This window comes from Giesbergeria giesbergeri, assembly GCF_054779375.1.
On sequence record NZ_BAAGYJ010000002.1, the window covers coordinates 504,722 to 519,260 of the forward strand.

Genomic DNA, 14,539 nt, shown 5'->3' on the forward strand with positions numbered 1-14,539 from the left:
TAATATTTGTAATATATCATACATACAATGTTATTTATATAACAATAAAGCAATGGAAACACCAAACAACATGCCTTTGGTCGATACGGCGAGCCCTTTGCAGCCCAGCACCTTGAGCGATCTGACGCAGAACGCCATAGATGCCCTGATGCAGGAAGGCGAATCGCAAAACACTGTGGCCAGCTATCGGGCCGCCATGCGTTACTGGGCTGCGTGGTACGGTTTGCGTTATGGCAGCCGTATCCAATTGCCGCTGCCTGTGGCTTGCATCTTTCAGTTCATCGTCGATCACGCTCAGCGCATGACGGCCAAGGGCTTGGCTGCCGAATTGCCCGCAGCCATTGCCGAACGATTGCAACAAGAGGGGTACAAAGGCAAAAGTGGCCCGATGGCCTACGCCACCTTGGCACATCGTGTGGCGGTCATGTCCAAGGCCCACCAATTGCGCGGACTAGCCAACCCGTGCATGGACGTGCAGGTGCGCGATTTGCTGTCGCGCACGCGCAAAGCCTATGCTCGGCGTGGTGCCCTGGCACAAAAAAAGGCGGCCTTGACCAAAGACACCCTCCAGGCACTGCTAGCCACCTGCGACGATTCCTTGCGTGGGCGGCGCGACCGGGCGCTGCTGTTGTTTGCCTGGGCCAGTGGCGGGCGCAGGCGTTCAGAAGTAGCAGAGGCCGAAATGCACCATCTGCGGCGACTGGGACCCAGCGAATTCGTCTACACCCTGTACCACTCCAAAACCAACCAAAGCGGGCAAGACCGACCAGAAAACCACAAACCACTCTTGGGGGTGGCAGGGCAGGCGCTGCAATCTTGGTTGGATGCCAGTGGCATCACCACAGGAGCTATTTTTCGGCGGGTGCTCAAGGGCGGGCACCTAGGGGGAGCATTGTCAGCCGCAGCGGTGCGTGACATTGTGCGAACACGTTGCGCACTGGCAGGTGTGGAGGGGGATTTTTCGGCGCACTCCTTGCGCTCGGGCTTTGTCACAGAGGCTGGACGCCAAAACGTACCCTTGGCCGATACGATGGCAATGACAGGCCACCAAAGTGTGGCCACGGTGCTGGGCTATTTTCGGGCGCAGACCAGCGTACTGAACCCGGCGGCACAACTTTTAGAAAAACATGAAACGCGGTGAGCCATCGCTAGCGAACAGGCGTCATGGCGGTAACGACCATCTTTCCGCCCTGGTGCGCCGCCATAAACAACACCTTATCCCCAGGCTTGACATGGGCAAGTAGGCTTTTGTCTTGGGCCGTAAAGACCATTGTCATGCTGGGCATGTCCAGATGCTGAATTGGCCCATGCTTGATCGTGATTTTCCCCGCATCCATATCCACCTTCTTGACCTCGCCTTCGGTCATGGCTGCAGTGGTCTGTGGCATTTCCATCTGGCTGTGGTGATCCATAGTGGCCGTGGTTTGTGCCATGCTGCTCAATGGCAGGGCCATGCCTATGGTCAGGGCAGAGACAGTGGTGATAGTTTGGACAATGTGCATAGTGATTCTCATGGGTATGTGTTGAGCGCAATGACGTCTGCATCCTGTGCTTGCCGGGTGCCGACTATTGTTTGCTGACCTTGACCTGCCCCCTCATTCCGGACTCATAGTGTCCTAGCATCAGGCAAGCAAAGTTCACGATACCGGCTTGGGTGAATTGCCAGACGATTTCCCCTTGCTCACCGGGGGCCAGGGTAATTTTGCTAGGCTCGTCGTGTTCCATATCAGGAAACTTTTTCATCTGTTCCAAGTGTTCGAGCAATTCGCGCTGAGTGCCCAAACTCAGTTCATGTTTGACTTGTCCTTTGTTCTTGACGATAAAGCGCACAGTCTCACCCTGCTTGACGCGGATATTGGCAGGTGTGTAGCGCATGTTGTCGGCCATCTCGATGGTGATGGTCTGACGCGCTTGGCTGGTTATGCCAGGCTTGCCGATCGCGGTCTCGTCGCTGTGATGCCCGTGGCCACCTGCATGGCTTGCGCTGGCAAAGGCGGTGCCGGACAGCGCCAGCGCCACCGCAACTGTCACACCATGAAGTACACGGCTTGTATGGATCATTGCCACTGTTCCTAGAATGAGATGGGCTGGGTCAGTGGTGGTCATGACCACCACTGGCACTGGGCTTACGTACCTTAACTTCGGTCGGGGTAACAGGCTTTTGGTGGCGCGGCATCGATTGCCCCCCCTCGGCCTTGAACCGTGCTGGCTCGGCAAGTGGGCCGGTGTATTCGTGGGCCATCGTGCCTTGGGGGTGCTTGAACCAGCCTGGGTTGCTGTAGTCGCCCGGCTTTTGGTCACGACGCACCTTCAACACACTGAACATACCGCCCATTTCTACCGATCCGAATGGGCCATCCCCAGTCATCATCGGGATGGTGTTGTCTGGGATGGGCATCTCCATTTCAGTCATGTCGGCCATGCCGCGCTCGCCCATCACCATATAGTCTGGAATCAAGGCATTGATCTTCTTGGCAATCCCACGGTGATCAACACCAATCAAGTTGGGCACGTTATGGCCCATAGCATTCATGGTGTGGTGGCTTTTGTGACAGTGGAATGCCCAGTCGCCTTCCTCATCAGCTAAAAATTCGAGTTGTCGCATTTGTCCGACAGCGATATCGGTGGTGACTTCATGCCAGCGGGTGCTTTTGGGTGTGGGGCCGCCATCGGTGCCCGTGATGAGAAACTCATGTCCATGCAGGTGGATCGGGTGATTTGTCATTGTCAAATTGCCTATGCGAATGCGCACCTTATCGTTCAAGCGAACATTCAGGGAATCAATGCCAGGAAAGATGCGACTGTTCCAACCCCACAAGTTGAAATCCAGCATCGTCATCGTCTTGGGGGTGTAGCTGCCGGGGTCAATGTCGTAGGCATTGAGCAAGAAACAGAAGTCGCGCTGCACCTCGTCAATCAGGGGGTGCTTGCCTTTGGGGTGTGTGACCCAAAAACCCATCATGCCCATTGCCATTTGTGTCATTTCATCTGCATGCGGGTGGTACATGAAGGTGCCCGGACGGCGTGCCACAAACTCGTATACAAAGGTTTTGCCTGGCTGGATGGCTGGCTGGGTCAAACCGGCCACGCCATCCATACCATTGGGCAGACGCTGGCCATGCCAATGAACACTGGTGTGTTCCGGCAGTTTATTCGTGACAAAAATGCGCACGCGGTCGCCTTCCACCACTTCGATGGTGGGGCCGGGGCTTTGGCCGTTGTAACCCCACAAATGGGCCTTGAAACCGGGGGCCATCTCACGCACCACGGGTTCGGCCACCAAATGAAACTCCTTGATGCCGTTGTTCATGCGCCAAGGAAGCGTCCAACCATTGAGTGTAACCACCGGGTTGTAAGAGCGTCCTGTGCTGGGCAACAGTGGAGGCATGGTGTGGGGATGGGTTTGCAACACCGGCTCGGGCAAAGCGGCGAGTGCCACACGGCTGACGGTACTGGCTGCCACCGCACCACCGGCGATACCAGCCCATTGGAAAAAGTCTCGTCTGGATGTCATGGTGTTCCTCTTGTATTCAATGCCCAGCGCCACCACTGCTGGGCACAAGGGACGTTACCGACAAAGAAGTCATCGTGGGACGCCCCAACAAAGAGGCCTGCAAGGCAGCATCGGCCTGCCAAAATTGCTGCTGTGCATCAATAGCAGCCATGACTGTGCCCACCTGATCGCGGGCGTCTGCCAACAACTCAAAGACACCTATCAACATGCCGTTGTAACGCAACTGGTTTTCTTCGGAGATCACTCGGCGCAAGGGCACCACCTCGTCCCGATAGTGCTTTGCCACATCGTAGGCCGTGCGGTAGGCCGAATAGCTCTCACGCAGGGTAGAGCCTGCGGCGCGCACCGTGGCCTCTAGCCGATGGGCTGCTGCCAGGGTCTGTGCGTTCCAAGCATCTCGCTGCATACCGCCTCCATCAAAAATTGGCAGCCGCACTGCCACCTCCCATCCACGCGGATGGGCATGCCCTCCAGCCATGTCGTCAAATGTGGTGTTGCGCCGGGCGGTCAGTTCAATGTCTGTGAAACTGGTGACAATGTTCAAGCCTTGTGCCTTGCCTGCACTGGTCAGTGCGTTTTGGGCCAGTCGGATGTCCAGCCGCCCTTGCGTGGCCTGTGCACCCACAACATCGGGCGCCAGCACAGCAGGGGGCAGATCGGGCAAACGCTCGGGCAGTTTGAGCTGCTGGGCCTGCGACTCATCCAGCCCTAGCAAACGCACCAGCTCCTCTTTGCGGGCAATGGCTTGGTGCTGGGCTGTGGCCAGTCGGGTGGCAGCCTCGGCATAAAAAGACTGTTCACGCGCACGACTGAGGCGATTGAAGTTACCCACCGACTGCATACGCCGTGCCAGTTCAGCACCTGCTTCGGCACTGGTGAATACTTGTCGCGCATAAGCCAACGTTTGCTGTGCTGCCACCGCACTCACCCAAGCCTGACGCACCTGCGTCACACGATCCACCACCTCTATGGATAAACGCAGCTGCGCCTGTTCGATGCGGCGTTCTGCAAGTCCAGCGCGGGCAGGCAAGGTTATAAGATCCCACAAGCCAAACGACAACGCACGACCCAGCTCCAATCCATCGCCAGCCACCATACGCTCAAAAGTAAACTGCGGATTGGTCATACGCCCTGTTTGTGCCGCATCAGCAGCTTCTGCCCATCCCTGTGCCAACAAGGCTTGCAACGCATGGCTGTTGGTTAATGCGATCTGTACGGCCTCTTGCTGCCCTACGGGGCGGCTCAGCAGTTGGTTGGCCCGTTGGGCATACTGTTGATGCTCTTGGCTGCTTTGGGCCAAGACCAGTTGGCCTTCAGTCAACCCTGCCACATTAGCTTGGATACGGCCAAGGTTTTGTTCAAGGCTGACACTGGCGCAACCAGACAAGCCTCCCACAGCAACAAATGCCCAAACCCATTTTCCCCAGTGGGCGGTGCTCGACCAATTCATCGCTGGGCCTCCCCATGATGACCGGCATGGGGATCGACAGGGACTGGCGCAGCAGCCCCCATTGCTGCTTCCTTGGCATACGCGCGCCAGCCACCGATCTGGCCTACGCGGTCGTTGGCGTTGTACCAAGATTGCACGGCCTGATCCGTATATGGCCGATAACTGGCAATGGCCGAGGTGTATTGCAATGTGATGGGTGCTGAATTGGCGCTGCCTTTCTCTGGCGGTGCCGCCAGCGCAGCCCCAGCGATCAGCCAACCAGACCACAGAAGCAAGCATTTGAACAGGGGCGAAGGGGGGGGGCTCACTGTGGGCTCCTCTCAAGGCATTGACACGGATGGCAAGATTTTGCCGCCGCCTCTCTGTCAAAAACATGAGCCGAAAATGACATTCATGTCATCTTGCGGGCAGACGGGCCATTTGCTGGCAGACTGATAGGCAACGATACGTGGAGCGGGCCGGTGAAAATATTGATTATTGAAGATGAACCCAAAACCGGTGAATACCTGTGCCAAGGCCTGAATGAGGCTGGGTTTGTGGCCGATCTGGCACCAAACGGCAGCGATGGGCTGCACTTGGCCCTGCACGGTGAATACGATCTGGTCATTTTGGATGTGATGCTGCCCACACTGAACGGCTGGCAGGTGTTGGCATCGCTGCGACAGCGTGGGTTGGAAATGCCTGTGCTGTTTTTGACCGCACGCGATCAGGTAGAAGACCGCGTCAAGGGGCTAGAGTTGGGGGCTGACGACTATCTGGTCAAACCCTTCTCTTTTGCCGAATTGTTGGCCCGCGTGCGAACCATACTGCGGCGCGGACGTGGCAATGGCATGAACAGCGACACCTTGCGTGTGGCCGATTTGGAACTCGATTTGCTGCGCCGCCGTATCACCCGAGGTGGACGGCGCATTGATCTGACGGCCAAAGAATTTGGCTTGTTGGAGTTGCTGATGCGGCGCCAAGGCGAGATTTTGCCGCGTTCGCTGATCGCATCGCAGGTGTGGGACATGAACTTCGATTCCGACACCAATGTGATCGAAGTAGCAATGCGTCGATTGCGGCTAAAAATTGACGATGGGCAGCCCGTCAAGTTGATCCAAACCGTGCGTGGCATGGGCTATGTACTAGAAATGCCACAAGAGCCTTGAATGCTGCACCGTCTGTCTCTGAGTGGCCGCCTGACCTTGTTTTTTACTTTGGTTGCTGCCAGCGTAGTGCTGGGATTAGGCGGGCTCTTTATGCTGGCGGCAGACCGTCACTTTATTGAACTCGATCGCAGCTCTCTGCAAGACAAGCAGCACCTTATCGAAGATATTCTGACCAGCGCCCATTCTGCCCAAGACATACACCAGCGCCTGTCTGAAACACTCAACCACCATCATGGGCTGTTTGTACGTGTCGTCAGCGCAGAAGGAAAGTCACTGTTTCAGACCGATGGCTTTCCACCAACAGACCGCTTGTTGCCTCCCGAACAAGAAGCATCTCTGCATGCCCTGCTTGGGTGGTGGCACCACCAGCACAGGCAATTTCGCACCCAACAGTTCAAAGCCCAGACGCAGTACCAACCCATCACCCAATTAGAGATTACCTTGGCTATGGACACCGTCCATCACCAGCATTTTTTGGATGACCTGCTGCAAACACTGGGGTTGTATGCGCTGGTGGCCATACTGGTAAGTGGTCTGCTGGGTTGGCTGGCTATTTACTACGGTTTGGCTCCGCTACGGGCCATCAAAACCCACGCAGCAGCAGTCACCGCTCAACGCCTGCAAGCATGTATGCCGGTGCAGGCCGTGCCCATTGAAATGGCCGATCTGGCCCAGACCCTCAACCAGATGCTAGAGCGGCTGCAAGACGATTTCCGACGGCTATCGGAGTTTTCTTCAGATCTGGCCCACGAGCTACGCACCCCCATCAGCAATTTGCTCACCCAAACACAAGTGACTTTGGCTGCCCCCAGAGACAACGTAGCGTATCGCGACATACTGGCCTCCAACGCCGAAGAAATGCAACGCCTGGCCCGCATGGTGTCGGACATGTTGCTGCTCACTAAGACAGAGCGTGGTGTGGATCTGCCCCACAAAGAACGCTTCATGGCTGCCGATGAAGCGCAGACTCTGCTGGACTTTTACGAGGCCGTAGCGGAGGACAAAGACATTCAGCTCACCTTGCAAGGCAATGGCAGCATTGAGGGGGATAGACTGATGTTCCGCCGGGCGCTGAGCAACCTGCTATCGAATGCGCTGCGCCATACCCCGGCAGGCGGTAACGTCAGGCTGACCGTGGTCACTTTGCCCACTGGCACCCAAGTCTCTGTTGAAAATACAGGTCAAGACATTGATCCATCCGCGTTGCCACGCCTGTTTGAGCGTTTTTACCGCGCTGACCCCGCACGCACACATCCCACTTCTGAGGGTGCTGGGTTGGGTTTGGCCATCACCAAAGCCATCGTGGAGGCACACGGAGGCCACACCAGCGTGAGTTCTGCCCACGGCATCACACGTTTTACTTTGGTGTTTCCTACCTGACACAAGGCGCGGTGTAGGGAGGGTGCAACTCAGGCTGCTGTGCGACTGAGCAGCGCCTGGCGGTTTTCGCTGGCACGCTCAAACTGGCGGGCGATGCTGTCGCAGACCAAATCGCACAGGGCATACACCGAAGGATCGGCAATGCGGTAGTAGACACAGGTGCCCCGACTCTCACGGGCGACCAACCCCTGCTGCATCATCAATGACAAATGCCGCGAAATATTAGCGGCGGTGTAGCCACACAACTGCGCTAACTCACCAACGTTGTGCTCTTCCTGACGCAAAAAATTCAGGATGCGCAGACGCGTTGGCTCCGCCAACACATGGAAGTAACTGGCTACTTGTTGCAGGGCTTCTGGAGGGAGATTCTTCATGGAAAAGGAAAGAACAGACAGTGAGGCCACATCGACACATCCATGCTGCTGGATGGAACGAATGTTACTCCATTTGACTAATTAGATGATTAGTTAAATAATCATTAAGTTATTCGGTTTTTGATATGAAGGAGCAAGGTCATGACCTCTTGGCAAATCGTGCGCTTGGTAGCAGGCATGTTCATTCTTTTATCGTTGGCACTGGGTGTTCCGGGCAGCCCCATCTTCATGAGCCAATGGTGGCTGGCCTTTACGGCTTTTGTGGGTGCCAATTTGTTGCAGAGTGCCGTGACCCGCTGGTGCCTGATGGAAACCCTATTGCGCAAATTTGGTGTGCAACCCGGCTGCTGAGTGCCAGAAGGAAACCGCTGTGCAAAATCGGATCGATGTAGAAAATTGTCTGTTGGTGGATGTGCGCTCGCCCGGCGAGTTCGCGGCAGGCCATGTTGCTGGGGCCATCAATGTACCCCTAGACCGACTGACCCAAGAAGCAGCCCATACCTTACCTGACAAGAACCGGCCCTTGCTGGTCTATTGCCTGTCTGGTGCCCGTTCGGGCATGGCCGTGCAATGGTTACAGCAAACCGGATACGCCCAAGCCATCAACGGCGGTGGTGTTAGCACGGTCGCTTTGCAACTGGGCCGCGCAGTCCAACGCCTTTGAGAACACACCGTACCCGTGCCCTTATTCCGCCGGAATCTCTCTCTTACACAAGGACACCCTGATGAAAACAGCCCATGATTTGGTCGTCCAAGCCAAAAGCGGCATCCGCGAGGTATCGCTCGACGATGCAGAACAAGCCATCCGCGATGCCGACCTGCTGCTGGATGTGCGCGAGGCCGATGAGTTTGCCGCAGGTCACTTGCCTGGAGCCATTCTGGTGCCGCGGGGCTTGTTGGAGTTTCGATTGAGCAGCACCCCAGCGATGGAACCCCGAGACCTCAAGATCGTGCTGTATTGCAAGACCAGTGGCCGAGCGGCCTTGGCGGCTCGGGCCATGCAAGAGATGGGCTATTTGAATGTGCAATCCATTGCTGGTGGCTTTGATGCTTGGACTGCTGCTGCCAAACCCATTGCCAAACCAGAACAACCCTCGTTTGACTAAAAACACCCAGGAAAAAACATGAAAACCAATATTGGTGGAATTGACCGTATTTTGCGTATTGCTGTCGGGTTGGTGCTGATCGCTTTGGCCGCCACAGGTACTGTGGGCTGGTGGGGCTGGATCGGTGTGGTGCCGCTGCTGACAGGGGTGTTTCGTTTTTGCCCTGCTTACACCCTGCTGGGCATCAATACCTGCCCTCTCAACAAACCCTGAACCGAGATAGCACTGGGGGCTATCGCTTTATGTTTGCCAAAACACCAAGGCGGCCACCACTGCTATGACCACAGCGGCCAGTATGGGCTTGAACAGGCGGTTTATTCCTGCGGATGGGTGTTCGGCCCCCTGACCGCAGCCGCAACCTGGACAAGCCGCTGCGGGCGAAGACGTGCTGCACGCCCCTGCCACTGTTGAGCCTGTTTTGAGGTTGGCTTGGATAGCTGCTTTGCGTTGCAGTAGGGCGCCCAGCTCTTGCTCGGTCAACAACGGTGGGCTGTGTGGGCTGGTTTTATGGTTCATCTTCCAGACAATATCGCAGATTTCACTTACGAGCCAACCAGACCCCCAAGGCGGTCAGGCCCATACCTATCAGCGCCAAGCCGGTCAAGGTCTCGCCAAACAACGCCCATGCCATCAATGCAGTAGTGGGGGGCGTGAGGTAAAACAAGCTGGCTACATTGACAGCACTGCCCCGACGGATAAGCGTGTTGAGCAAACTAATAGCCCCAACAGACAGCACCAGAACCAACCAGCCCAAGGCAAAAACAAAGTCACTGCTCCAATGCACGGTCATGGTTTCTGTTTGATAGGCTACCAGTGCGGTCAGGAGCAGACAAGGTAAAAACTGAATCACCGAACCACTGCGCAAATCAAAGGCTGGACAAAACCGCTTTTGGTACAAGGTGCCAGCGGTAATGCCCAGCAAGGCAAAAACAGCGGGCAACAACATCGTCAGCAAAGCGGTGCCACTGGTATCGGCCACCACCTTGTGCGCTACCACCAAACCGACGCCAACAAACCCTAGTCCCAAACCCATCCATTGGGTTGTGCGGACACGTTCGCCCAAGAACACCCCTGCCCCCAAAGCGGTCAATAAAGGTTGCAAGCCCACCACCAAGGCCGTTACCCCGGCAGGCAAGCCATGGCTGATAGCCACAAACACACCACTGAGGTAGACCCCATGCACCAACAACCCAGAGACACCAATATGCAGCCATTGCCTTGCGGTGCGCGGCCAAGGCGCACGCATCAGCCAAGCGGCCATACCCATCAGCACCAGCACACACAGATAGCGCCAACACAGAAAGGTTAAAGGCTCTGCATCTGGCAGCCCAAACTTGGCTCCAATAAACCCAGTGCTCCACAAAGCGACAAAAAGCAATGGATACAGTGGGGTCAAAATGCTTGATAGCCCGGTGGTTGGGGTGGAGTGCATCTGTATCTATGGCAGCAGCAAGTTGGAGGGTGAATACTGGTCTGTGAGCACCTTGACCCCCACAGCTTGGGGCTGAAGGCTAAAGCGAGGCAGCAAATCGGCAGAAGACAGGCCGAACAGGGCCAGCCGCTGTTCCCATGCCTGTGCATGGTGTTGCACTGCCGACAACGGAGGCAGACCATCGCGGCGGGCAAACAAAATACGGTTGCCGCCATGCAACTCCACTTGGTAGAGTTGCCCAAAAACGGCTTGGTAAGTAGCGGCCTCATGGCGAGCCAGCGCACCGGCGGCAAAAGTGTTGGCCGCCAGCACACCGTTGGGGGTGAGCAGGCTATGCAACTGCTGCAAAAACTCGCGCGTAAGCAGATGCTCTGGAATGTAATCGCGGTCAAACGCATCGACCAGCACCACATCGTATTGTGCTGCGCGCCGCTGCTGCTGGCGCACAAATACGCGGGCATCTTGCACATGGGTGCGCACATGGGCATTTTCTTGGTAGCGAAAATGCGAGCGTGCCACTTTGACCACCGCCGGGTCTAACTCCACGGTGTCAATTTCTAACTGTGCATCGAGCGTGTGCAGCGCCATCGGCAAAACACCGCCACCCAGCCCAATAATCAGTACCTTGCGCGGAGCGGGGGCCATGTACAGTGCCGCCAATAAGCCCTTGGTGTAATTGAGTACCAAGCGTTGCGGTTGCATGAGGTGGATACAAGTTTGCCGCGCATGCAGGCGGCCAAACTTCATGCAGCGGTAGCTACCGTCTTCGCTTTCCACCACCAAAATGTTGCGGTACAGGGATTTTTCTTGGTAAATGGTGTGTAGCAGTTGAAACTTGTCTTCCTGCATGGCATAGGCTGGTGTAGCCAACAAGGCCGATGCCAGCACAGGGATGGTGGCGAGCTGATGGTGGCGCAGCATCATCGGGGCAGTTTAGCCAACGGCAGCCGGTCTAGCACCATCAAGGCCAGCCCTATACTGGCTGAAACAGCCATCAAGCACAGCAAGATGGTGTGGATTTCTAGGTAAAGCACCAAATAGAACGATGTGATCAGTGTGCCTGCCGCAGACCCCAAGGTCGAGACAAAATACAAACGCCCGGCTGACAAGCCAGAGCTGTCGAGTGCCACAATCAGCAAGCGCACGGCATAAGGCGAAATCATGCCCGAGAACACCGTGGGCGCACCAAACAGCAACAACGAGCCGAATAAAGAGCCATAGCGTGGGTCAGGGATGGCCTCGGATAAAGCCTCTAGCACGGTATCGCCCAGCACAATAATGGGCAGGGCCAGTACGGCCTCGCCCAGCAGCAACAGTCCCAGTTTGGTCAAAGAGGGCTGCTGTAACGATAAGCGCCCGCCCAGCAAATAGCCCACCGACAGGCAGGCCATGAACACGGCAATCACGCCACCCCAGACAAAGATGCTGTTGCCAAAAAACGGGGCCAGCAAGCGCCCGCCCAACAGCTCTACGCCCATGACAAAAAAGCCGCTCCAGCCCGCGGCTTTGTAAATCAGCAGGTGGCGCAGGGGCAGCATCAACCCAAGGCCGCAATCACTTCGGGGGGGGCTTGCACCAACTCAATCAGCACGCCTTCACCGGCAATAGGGAACTGCTCGTTGCTCTTGGGGTGCAAAAAGGTGATGTCGTAACCCGCAGCGCCTTTGCGGATACCACCGGGGGCAAAGCGCACCCCTTGGGCGGTGAGCCATTCCACAGCCACGGGCAGGTTGTCAATCCACAGGCCAATGTGGTTGAGCGGCGTGGTGTGGACGGCGGGTTTTTTCTCGATGTCCAGTGGCTGCATGATGTCTACTTCGACCTTGAATGCGCCTTGGCCCATGGCGAGGATGTCTTCATCCACGTTTTCACGCTCACTTTGGAAAGTGCCGGTTTGCTCTAAGCCCAGCATATCGACCCACAGGGTTTTCATGCGTTGCTTGTCGGTGCCACCAATGGCGACTTGCTGGATGCCCAGCACTTTGAACGGACGGGGAGTGGTGCTCATAAGAATGCCTCCGATTTTGCGATAAAAAAGGGGCACAAGGCCCCTTGGAGTGGTTTGAAGCTGCGTTTTAGGCAAATTCAATAATCACTTGGTCCACGCTGAGCGATTCGCCCTTGGCGGCCACAATTTTGCCAACCACGCCATCTTGGGCCGCAAACAGCACATTCTCCATCTTCATGGCCTCAATCACGGCCAGCTTTTCACCCGCTTGCACGGTTTGGCCGGGCTGCACCGCCACATCCACCAGCAGGCCGGGCATGGGCGAGAGCAAGAACTTGGACAAATCTGGCGGTGCCTTGTAGGGCATGAGCGCATGCAGCTCAGCCCCACGGGGCGACAACACCATCGCTTCGATTTGCGTGCCGTTGTGGCTGATACGCAGGGCCAGCGGGTTTTTGGCCGTGCCGCGCTCGACTTGGGCAGTAAAGCCCATGCCATTGCATTGGCCCTGCACGCGAATTTGGCCCAGCGTAGCGGTGCTGCTGATTTGGTAGGTTTTGCCATCTACCAGCACGGCGCTGGAGCGGGCGTGGCCTGCTACTTCAAAATCACTCACCGAGACTTGGTGGTATTCGTTGTGGCCACCCACACCCAACACGGCCACAGTGAATTTCTCGCCCACTTTGACTTCGTGCCCAGCCAACTGACCGCTGATGCCCGAGGCGCGAGCGCGGTAACGGCGATTCATGTAAGCGGCCAAAGCCACCAAGAACAGCGGGTCTTCGTGCGGCACATCGGCTGCATGGAAGCCTTGGCTGTAGTGCTCGGCGATAAAACCGGTGTTGAATTGGCCGGTGACAAACTTGGGATGGGCCAACAGTGCCGCTTGGAACGGAATGTTGCTGCTGATGCCGCGAATGACAAAGCCATTCAGCGCAGCACGCATTTTGGCGATGGCATCGTTGCGATCAGTACCGTGCACGATGAGTTTGGCAATCATCGAGTCGTAGTACATCGGGATTTCACCACCCTCGTACACACCGGTATCCACACGCACACCATGCTTTTTGCTGGTGTCGGACTGGAACATGCTTTCTTCGGGCGGCTGGAAGCGCACCAGACGGCCAGTCGAAGGCAGGAAGTTGCGGAAGGGGTCTTCGGCGTTGATACGGCACTCAATTGCCCAGCCGTCACGCTTCACTTCTTCTTGCGTCAGGGGCAAGGACTCACCGGCGGCGACGCGAATCATCAGCTCGACCAAATCCAAGCCGGTGATGCACTCGGTCACCGGGTGCTCTACCTGCAAGCGGGTGTTCATTTCCAAGAAGTAGAAGTCTTGGTCTTTGCCCACCACAAATTCGACCGTGCCAGCCGATTGGTACTTCACGGCCTTGGCCAATTGCACCGCTTGCTCGCCCATCGCTTTGCGCGTGGCATCCGAGATGAAGGGGCTAGGCGCCTCTTCAATCACCTTTTGGTGGCGGCGCTGAATCGAGCATTCACGCTCATTCAGGTAAATGACGTTGCCGTGGCTGTCGCCCAAAATCTGGATTTCGATGTGGCGCGGCTCTTGCACGAATTTTTCGATAAAGATGCGGTCATCGCCAAAGCTGTTGCGGGCTTCGTTTTGGCAGCTGGCAAAGCCTTCAAAGGCTTCCTTGTCGTTAAAAGCGACGCGCAAACCCTTGCCACCACCACCGGCCGATGCCTTGATCATGACAGGGTAGCCAATGCCCTTGGCAATTTCCACGGCTTGCTCGGGGCCAGAGATGGCATCGTTGTAGCCGGGAATGGTGTTGACCTTGGCGGCATTGGCCAGCTTCTTGGAAGCGATTTTGTCGCCCATAGCGGCAATCGAGTGCGCCTTGGGGCCGATAAAGGCAATGCCTTCGTCTTCGCAACGCTGGGCGAAGGCTTCGTTCTCACTCAAGAAGCCATAGCCGGGGTGGATGGCCTGTGCGCCGGTTTGCTTGGCAGCGGCAATGATTTTGTCGGCCAGCAAGTAGCTTTCGCGGCTGGGGGCAGCACCAATGTTGATGGCTTCGTCGGCCAGCTTGACGTGGCGCGCTTCGCGGTCGGCATCGGAATACACGGCGACCGTTTTAATGCCCATTTTGCGGGCGGTAGCGATGACGCGGCAGGCGATTTCGCCACGGTTGGCAATCAGAATTTTGGTAAACATGTTCT

Annotated in this window: 19 protein-coding genes; 7 read left to right on the top strand and 12 right to left on the bottom strand. The window is 56.6% G+C overall.

Annotated elements, in window-relative coordinates; translation table 11 throughout:
* Positions 1-52: 52 nt before the first annotated feature.
* Entirely contained in the window at positions 53-1,141 is a 1,089-nt protein-coding gene (locus ACYVB2_RS06475; protein WP_382430334.1) for a tyrosine-type recombinase/integrase, read from the top strand.
* Positions 1,142-1,148: 7 nt separating this feature from the next.
* On the opposite strand, the gene ACYVB2_RS06480 is transcribed toward ACYVB2_RS06475, so the two are convergent.
* The 5 genes from ACYVB2_RS06480 to ACYVB2_RS06500 form a co-directional block, all read right to left on the bottom strand.
* Complete coding sequence (locus ACYVB2_RS06480; RefSeq protein ID WP_382430332.1) at positions 1,149-1,502, bottom strand: copper-binding protein; 354 nt, start codon at positions 1,500-1,502, stop codon at positions 1,149-1,151.
* A 64-nt stretch (positions 1,503-1,566) separates the two neighbouring features.
* Positions 1,567-2,061, bottom strand: a complete 495-nt coding sequence (locus tag ACYVB2_RS06485; RefSeq protein ID WP_382430520.1) for a cupredoxin domain-containing protein — start codon at positions 2,059-2,061, stop codon at positions 1,567-1,569.
* Positions 2,062-2,092: 31 nt separating this feature from the next.
* A complete protein-coding gene (locus ACYVB2_RS06490; RefSeq protein WP_382430330.1) occupies positions 2,093-3,514 on the bottom strand; it encodes a multicopper oxidase family protein in 1,422 nt (473 codons plus the stop codon).
* 16 nt (positions 3,515-3,530) lie between these two features.
* Positions 3,531-4,964 carry a TolC family protein gene (locus ACYVB2_RS06495; RefSeq protein WP_382430328.1) on the bottom strand — a complete coding sequence of 478 codons (1,434 nt, stop codon included), beginning with the start codon at positions 4,962-4,964 and terminating at the stop codon, positions 3,531-3,533.
* Complete coding sequence (locus ACYVB2_RS06500) at positions 4,961-5,272, bottom strand: hypothetical protein (protein ID WP_382430326.1); 312 nt, start codon at positions 5,270-5,272, stop codon at positions 4,961-4,963. The genes ACYVB2_RS06495 and ACYVB2_RS06500 overlap by 4 nt, the downstream gene beginning before the upstream one ends.
* Positions 5,273-5,425: 153 nt before the next feature.
* Between ACYVB2_RS06500 and ACYVB2_RS06505 the strand changes: the two genes are divergently transcribed.
* Together ACYVB2_RS06505 and ACYVB2_RS06510 are read left to right on the top strand one after the other, a co-directional pair.
* Complete coding sequence (locus ACYVB2_RS06505; RefSeq protein ID WP_382430324.1) at positions 5,426-6,112, top strand: heavy metal response regulator transcription factor; 687 nt, start codon at positions 5,426-5,428, stop codon at positions 6,110-6,112.
* The gene (locus ACYVB2_RS06510) at positions 6,113-7,492 is read left to right on the top strand and encodes a heavy metal sensor histidine kinase (RefSeq protein ID WP_382430322.1); all 1,380 of its coding nucleotides are present in this window, start codon (positions 6,113-6,115) and stop codon (positions 7,490-7,492) included.
* A 29-nt stretch (positions 7,493-7,521) separates the two neighbouring features.
* Here the strand turns inward: ACYVB2_RS06510 and ACYVB2_RS06515 are convergent, their stop codons facing one another.
* Positions 7,522-7,866, bottom strand: a complete 345-nt coding sequence (locus ACYVB2_RS06515; protein WP_382430320.1) for an ArsR/SmtB family transcription factor — start codon at positions 7,864-7,866, stop codon at positions 7,522-7,524.
* Positions 7,867-8,007: 141 nt separating this feature from the next.
* Between ACYVB2_RS06515 and ACYVB2_RS06520 the strand changes: the two genes are divergently transcribed.
* The 4 genes from ACYVB2_RS06520 to ACYVB2_RS06535 all read left to right on the top strand — a co-directional run bounded on the left by ACYVB2_RS06520 (position 8,008) and on the right by ACYVB2_RS06535 (position 9,185).
* Entirely contained in the window at positions 8,008-8,217 is a 210-nt protein-coding gene (locus ACYVB2_RS06520; RefSeq protein WP_382430318.1) for a YgaP family membrane protein, read from the top strand.
* 19 nt (positions 8,218-8,236) lie between these two features.
* On the top strand, positions 8,237-8,530 hold the full coding sequence (locus ACYVB2_RS06525) for a rhodanese-like domain-containing protein (protein WP_382430316.1): 294 nt from the start codon (positions 8,237-8,239) through the stop codon (positions 8,528-8,530).
* A gap of 61 nt (positions 8,531-8,591) precedes the next feature.
* Positions 8,592-8,972: a rhodanese-like domain-containing protein gene (locus ACYVB2_RS06530; protein WP_382430314.1), complete on the top strand. Its 381-nt coding sequence runs from the start codon at positions 8,592-8,594 to the stop codon at positions 8,970-8,972.
* A gap of 18 nt (positions 8,973-8,990) precedes the next feature.
* On the top strand, positions 8,991-9,185 hold the full coding sequence (locus tag ACYVB2_RS06535) for a YgaP family membrane protein (RefSeq protein ID WP_382430312.1): 195 nt from the start codon (positions 8,991-8,993) through the stop codon (positions 9,183-9,185).
* A 27-nt stretch (positions 9,186-9,212) separates the two neighbouring features.
* On the opposite strand, the gene ACYVB2_RS06540 is transcribed toward ACYVB2_RS06535, so the two are convergent.
* The 6 genes from ACYVB2_RS06540 to ACYVB2_RS06565 form a co-directional block, all read right to left on the bottom strand.
* Positions 9,213-9,488 carry a hypothetical protein gene (locus ACYVB2_RS06540; RefSeq protein WP_382430310.1) on the bottom strand — a complete coding sequence of 92 codons (276 nt, stop codon included), beginning with the start codon at positions 9,486-9,488 and terminating at the stop codon, positions 9,213-9,215.
* A gap of 22 nt (positions 9,489-9,510) precedes the next feature.
* On the bottom strand, positions 9,511-10,404 hold the full coding sequence (locus ACYVB2_RS06545; RefSeq protein WP_382430308.1) for a DMT family transporter: 894 nt from the start codon (positions 10,402-10,404) through the stop codon (positions 9,511-9,513).
* Positions 10,405-10,410: 6 nt separating this feature from the next.
* Complete coding sequence (locus ACYVB2_RS06550) at positions 10,411-11,328, bottom strand: spermidine synthase (protein ID WP_382430306.1); 918 nt, start codon at positions 11,326-11,328, stop codon at positions 10,411-10,413.
* Entirely contained in the window at positions 11,325-11,942 is a 618-nt protein-coding gene (locus ACYVB2_RS06555; RefSeq protein ID WP_382430304.1) for a fused MFS/spermidine synthase, read from the bottom strand. The genes ACYVB2_RS06550 and ACYVB2_RS06555 overlap by 4 nt, the downstream gene beginning before the upstream one ends.
* The gene (locus tag ACYVB2_RS06560) at positions 11,942-12,412 is read right to left on the bottom strand and encodes a VOC family protein (protein ID WP_382430302.1); all 471 of its coding nucleotides are present in this window, start codon (positions 12,410-12,412) and stop codon (positions 11,942-11,944) included. Before ACYVB2_RS06560 ends, ACYVB2_RS06555 begins: the two co-directional genes overlap by 1 nt.
* 67 nt (positions 12,413-12,479) lie before the next feature.
* On the bottom strand, positions 12,480-14,534 hold the full coding sequence (locus ACYVB2_RS06565; RefSeq protein ID WP_382430300.1) for an acetyl-CoA carboxylase biotin carboxylase subunit: 2,055 nt from the start codon (positions 14,532-14,534) through the stop codon (positions 12,480-12,482).
* Positions 14,535-14,539: the final 5 nt, after the last annotated feature.

Bases quoted from the DNA above. Each gene is read 5' to 3' on its own strand.
- ACYVB2_RS06475 (WP_382430334.1), top strand. From the start codon at position 53: ATGGAAACACCAAACAACATGCCTTTGGTCGATACGGCGAGCCCTTTG.
- ACYVB2_RS06480 (WP_382430332.1), bottom strand. From the start codon at position 1,502: ATGCACATTGTCCAAACTATCACCACTGTCTCTGCCCTGACCATAGGC.
- ACYVB2_RS06485 (WP_382430520.1), bottom strand. From the start codon at position 2,061: ATGATCCATACAAGCCGTGTACTTCATGGTGTGACAGTTGCGGTGGCG.
- ACYVB2_RS06490 (WP_382430330.1), bottom strand. From the start codon at position 3,514: ATGACATCCAGACGAGACTTTTTCCAATGGGCTGGTATCGCCGGTGGT.
- ACYVB2_RS06495 (WP_382430328.1), bottom strand. From the start codon at position 4,964: ATGAATTGGTCGAGCACCGCCCACTGGGGAAAATGGGTTTGGGCATTT.
- ACYVB2_RS06510 (WP_382430322.1), top strand. From the start codon at position 6,113: ATGCTGCACCGTCTGTCTCTGAGTGGCCGCCTGACCTTGTTTTTTACT.
- ACYVB2_RS06515 (WP_382430320.1), bottom strand. From the start codon at position 7,866: ATGAAGAATCTCCCTCCAGAAGCCCTGCAACAAGTAGCCAGTTACTTC.
- ACYVB2_RS06520 (WP_382430318.1), top strand. From the start codon at position 8,008: ATGACCTCTTGGCAAATCGTGCGCTTGGTAGCAGGCATGTTCATTCTT.
- ACYVB2_RS06530 (WP_382430314.1), top strand. From the start codon at position 8,592: ATGAAAACAGCCCATGATTTGGTCGTCCAAGCCAAAAGCGGCATCCGC.
- ACYVB2_RS06535 (WP_382430312.1), top strand. From the start codon at position 8,991: ATGAAAACCAATATTGGTGGAATTGACCGTATTTTGCGTATTGCTGTC.
- ACYVB2_RS06540 (WP_382430310.1), bottom strand. From the start codon at position 9,488: ATGAACCATAAAACCAGCCCACACAGCCCACCGTTGTTGACCGAGCAA.
- ACYVB2_RS06545 (WP_382430308.1), bottom strand. From the start codon at position 10,404: ATGCACTCCACCCCAACCACCGGGCTATCAAGCATTTTGACCCCACTG.
- ACYVB2_RS06550 (WP_382430306.1), bottom strand. From the start codon at position 11,328: ATGATGCTGCGCCACCATCAGCTCGCCACCATCCCTGTGCTGGCATCG.
- ACYVB2_RS06555 (WP_382430304.1), bottom strand. From the start codon at position 11,942: ATGCTGCCCCTGCGCCACCTGCTGATTTACAAAGCCGCGGGCTGGAGC.
- ACYVB2_RS06560 (WP_382430302.1), bottom strand. From the start codon at position 12,412: ATGAGCACCACTCCCCGTCCGTTCAAAGTGCTGGGCATCCAGCAAGTC.
- ACYVB2_RS06565 (WP_382430300.1), bottom strand. From the start codon at position 14,534: ATGTTTACCAAAATTCTGATTGCCAACCGTGGCGAAATCGCCTGCCGC.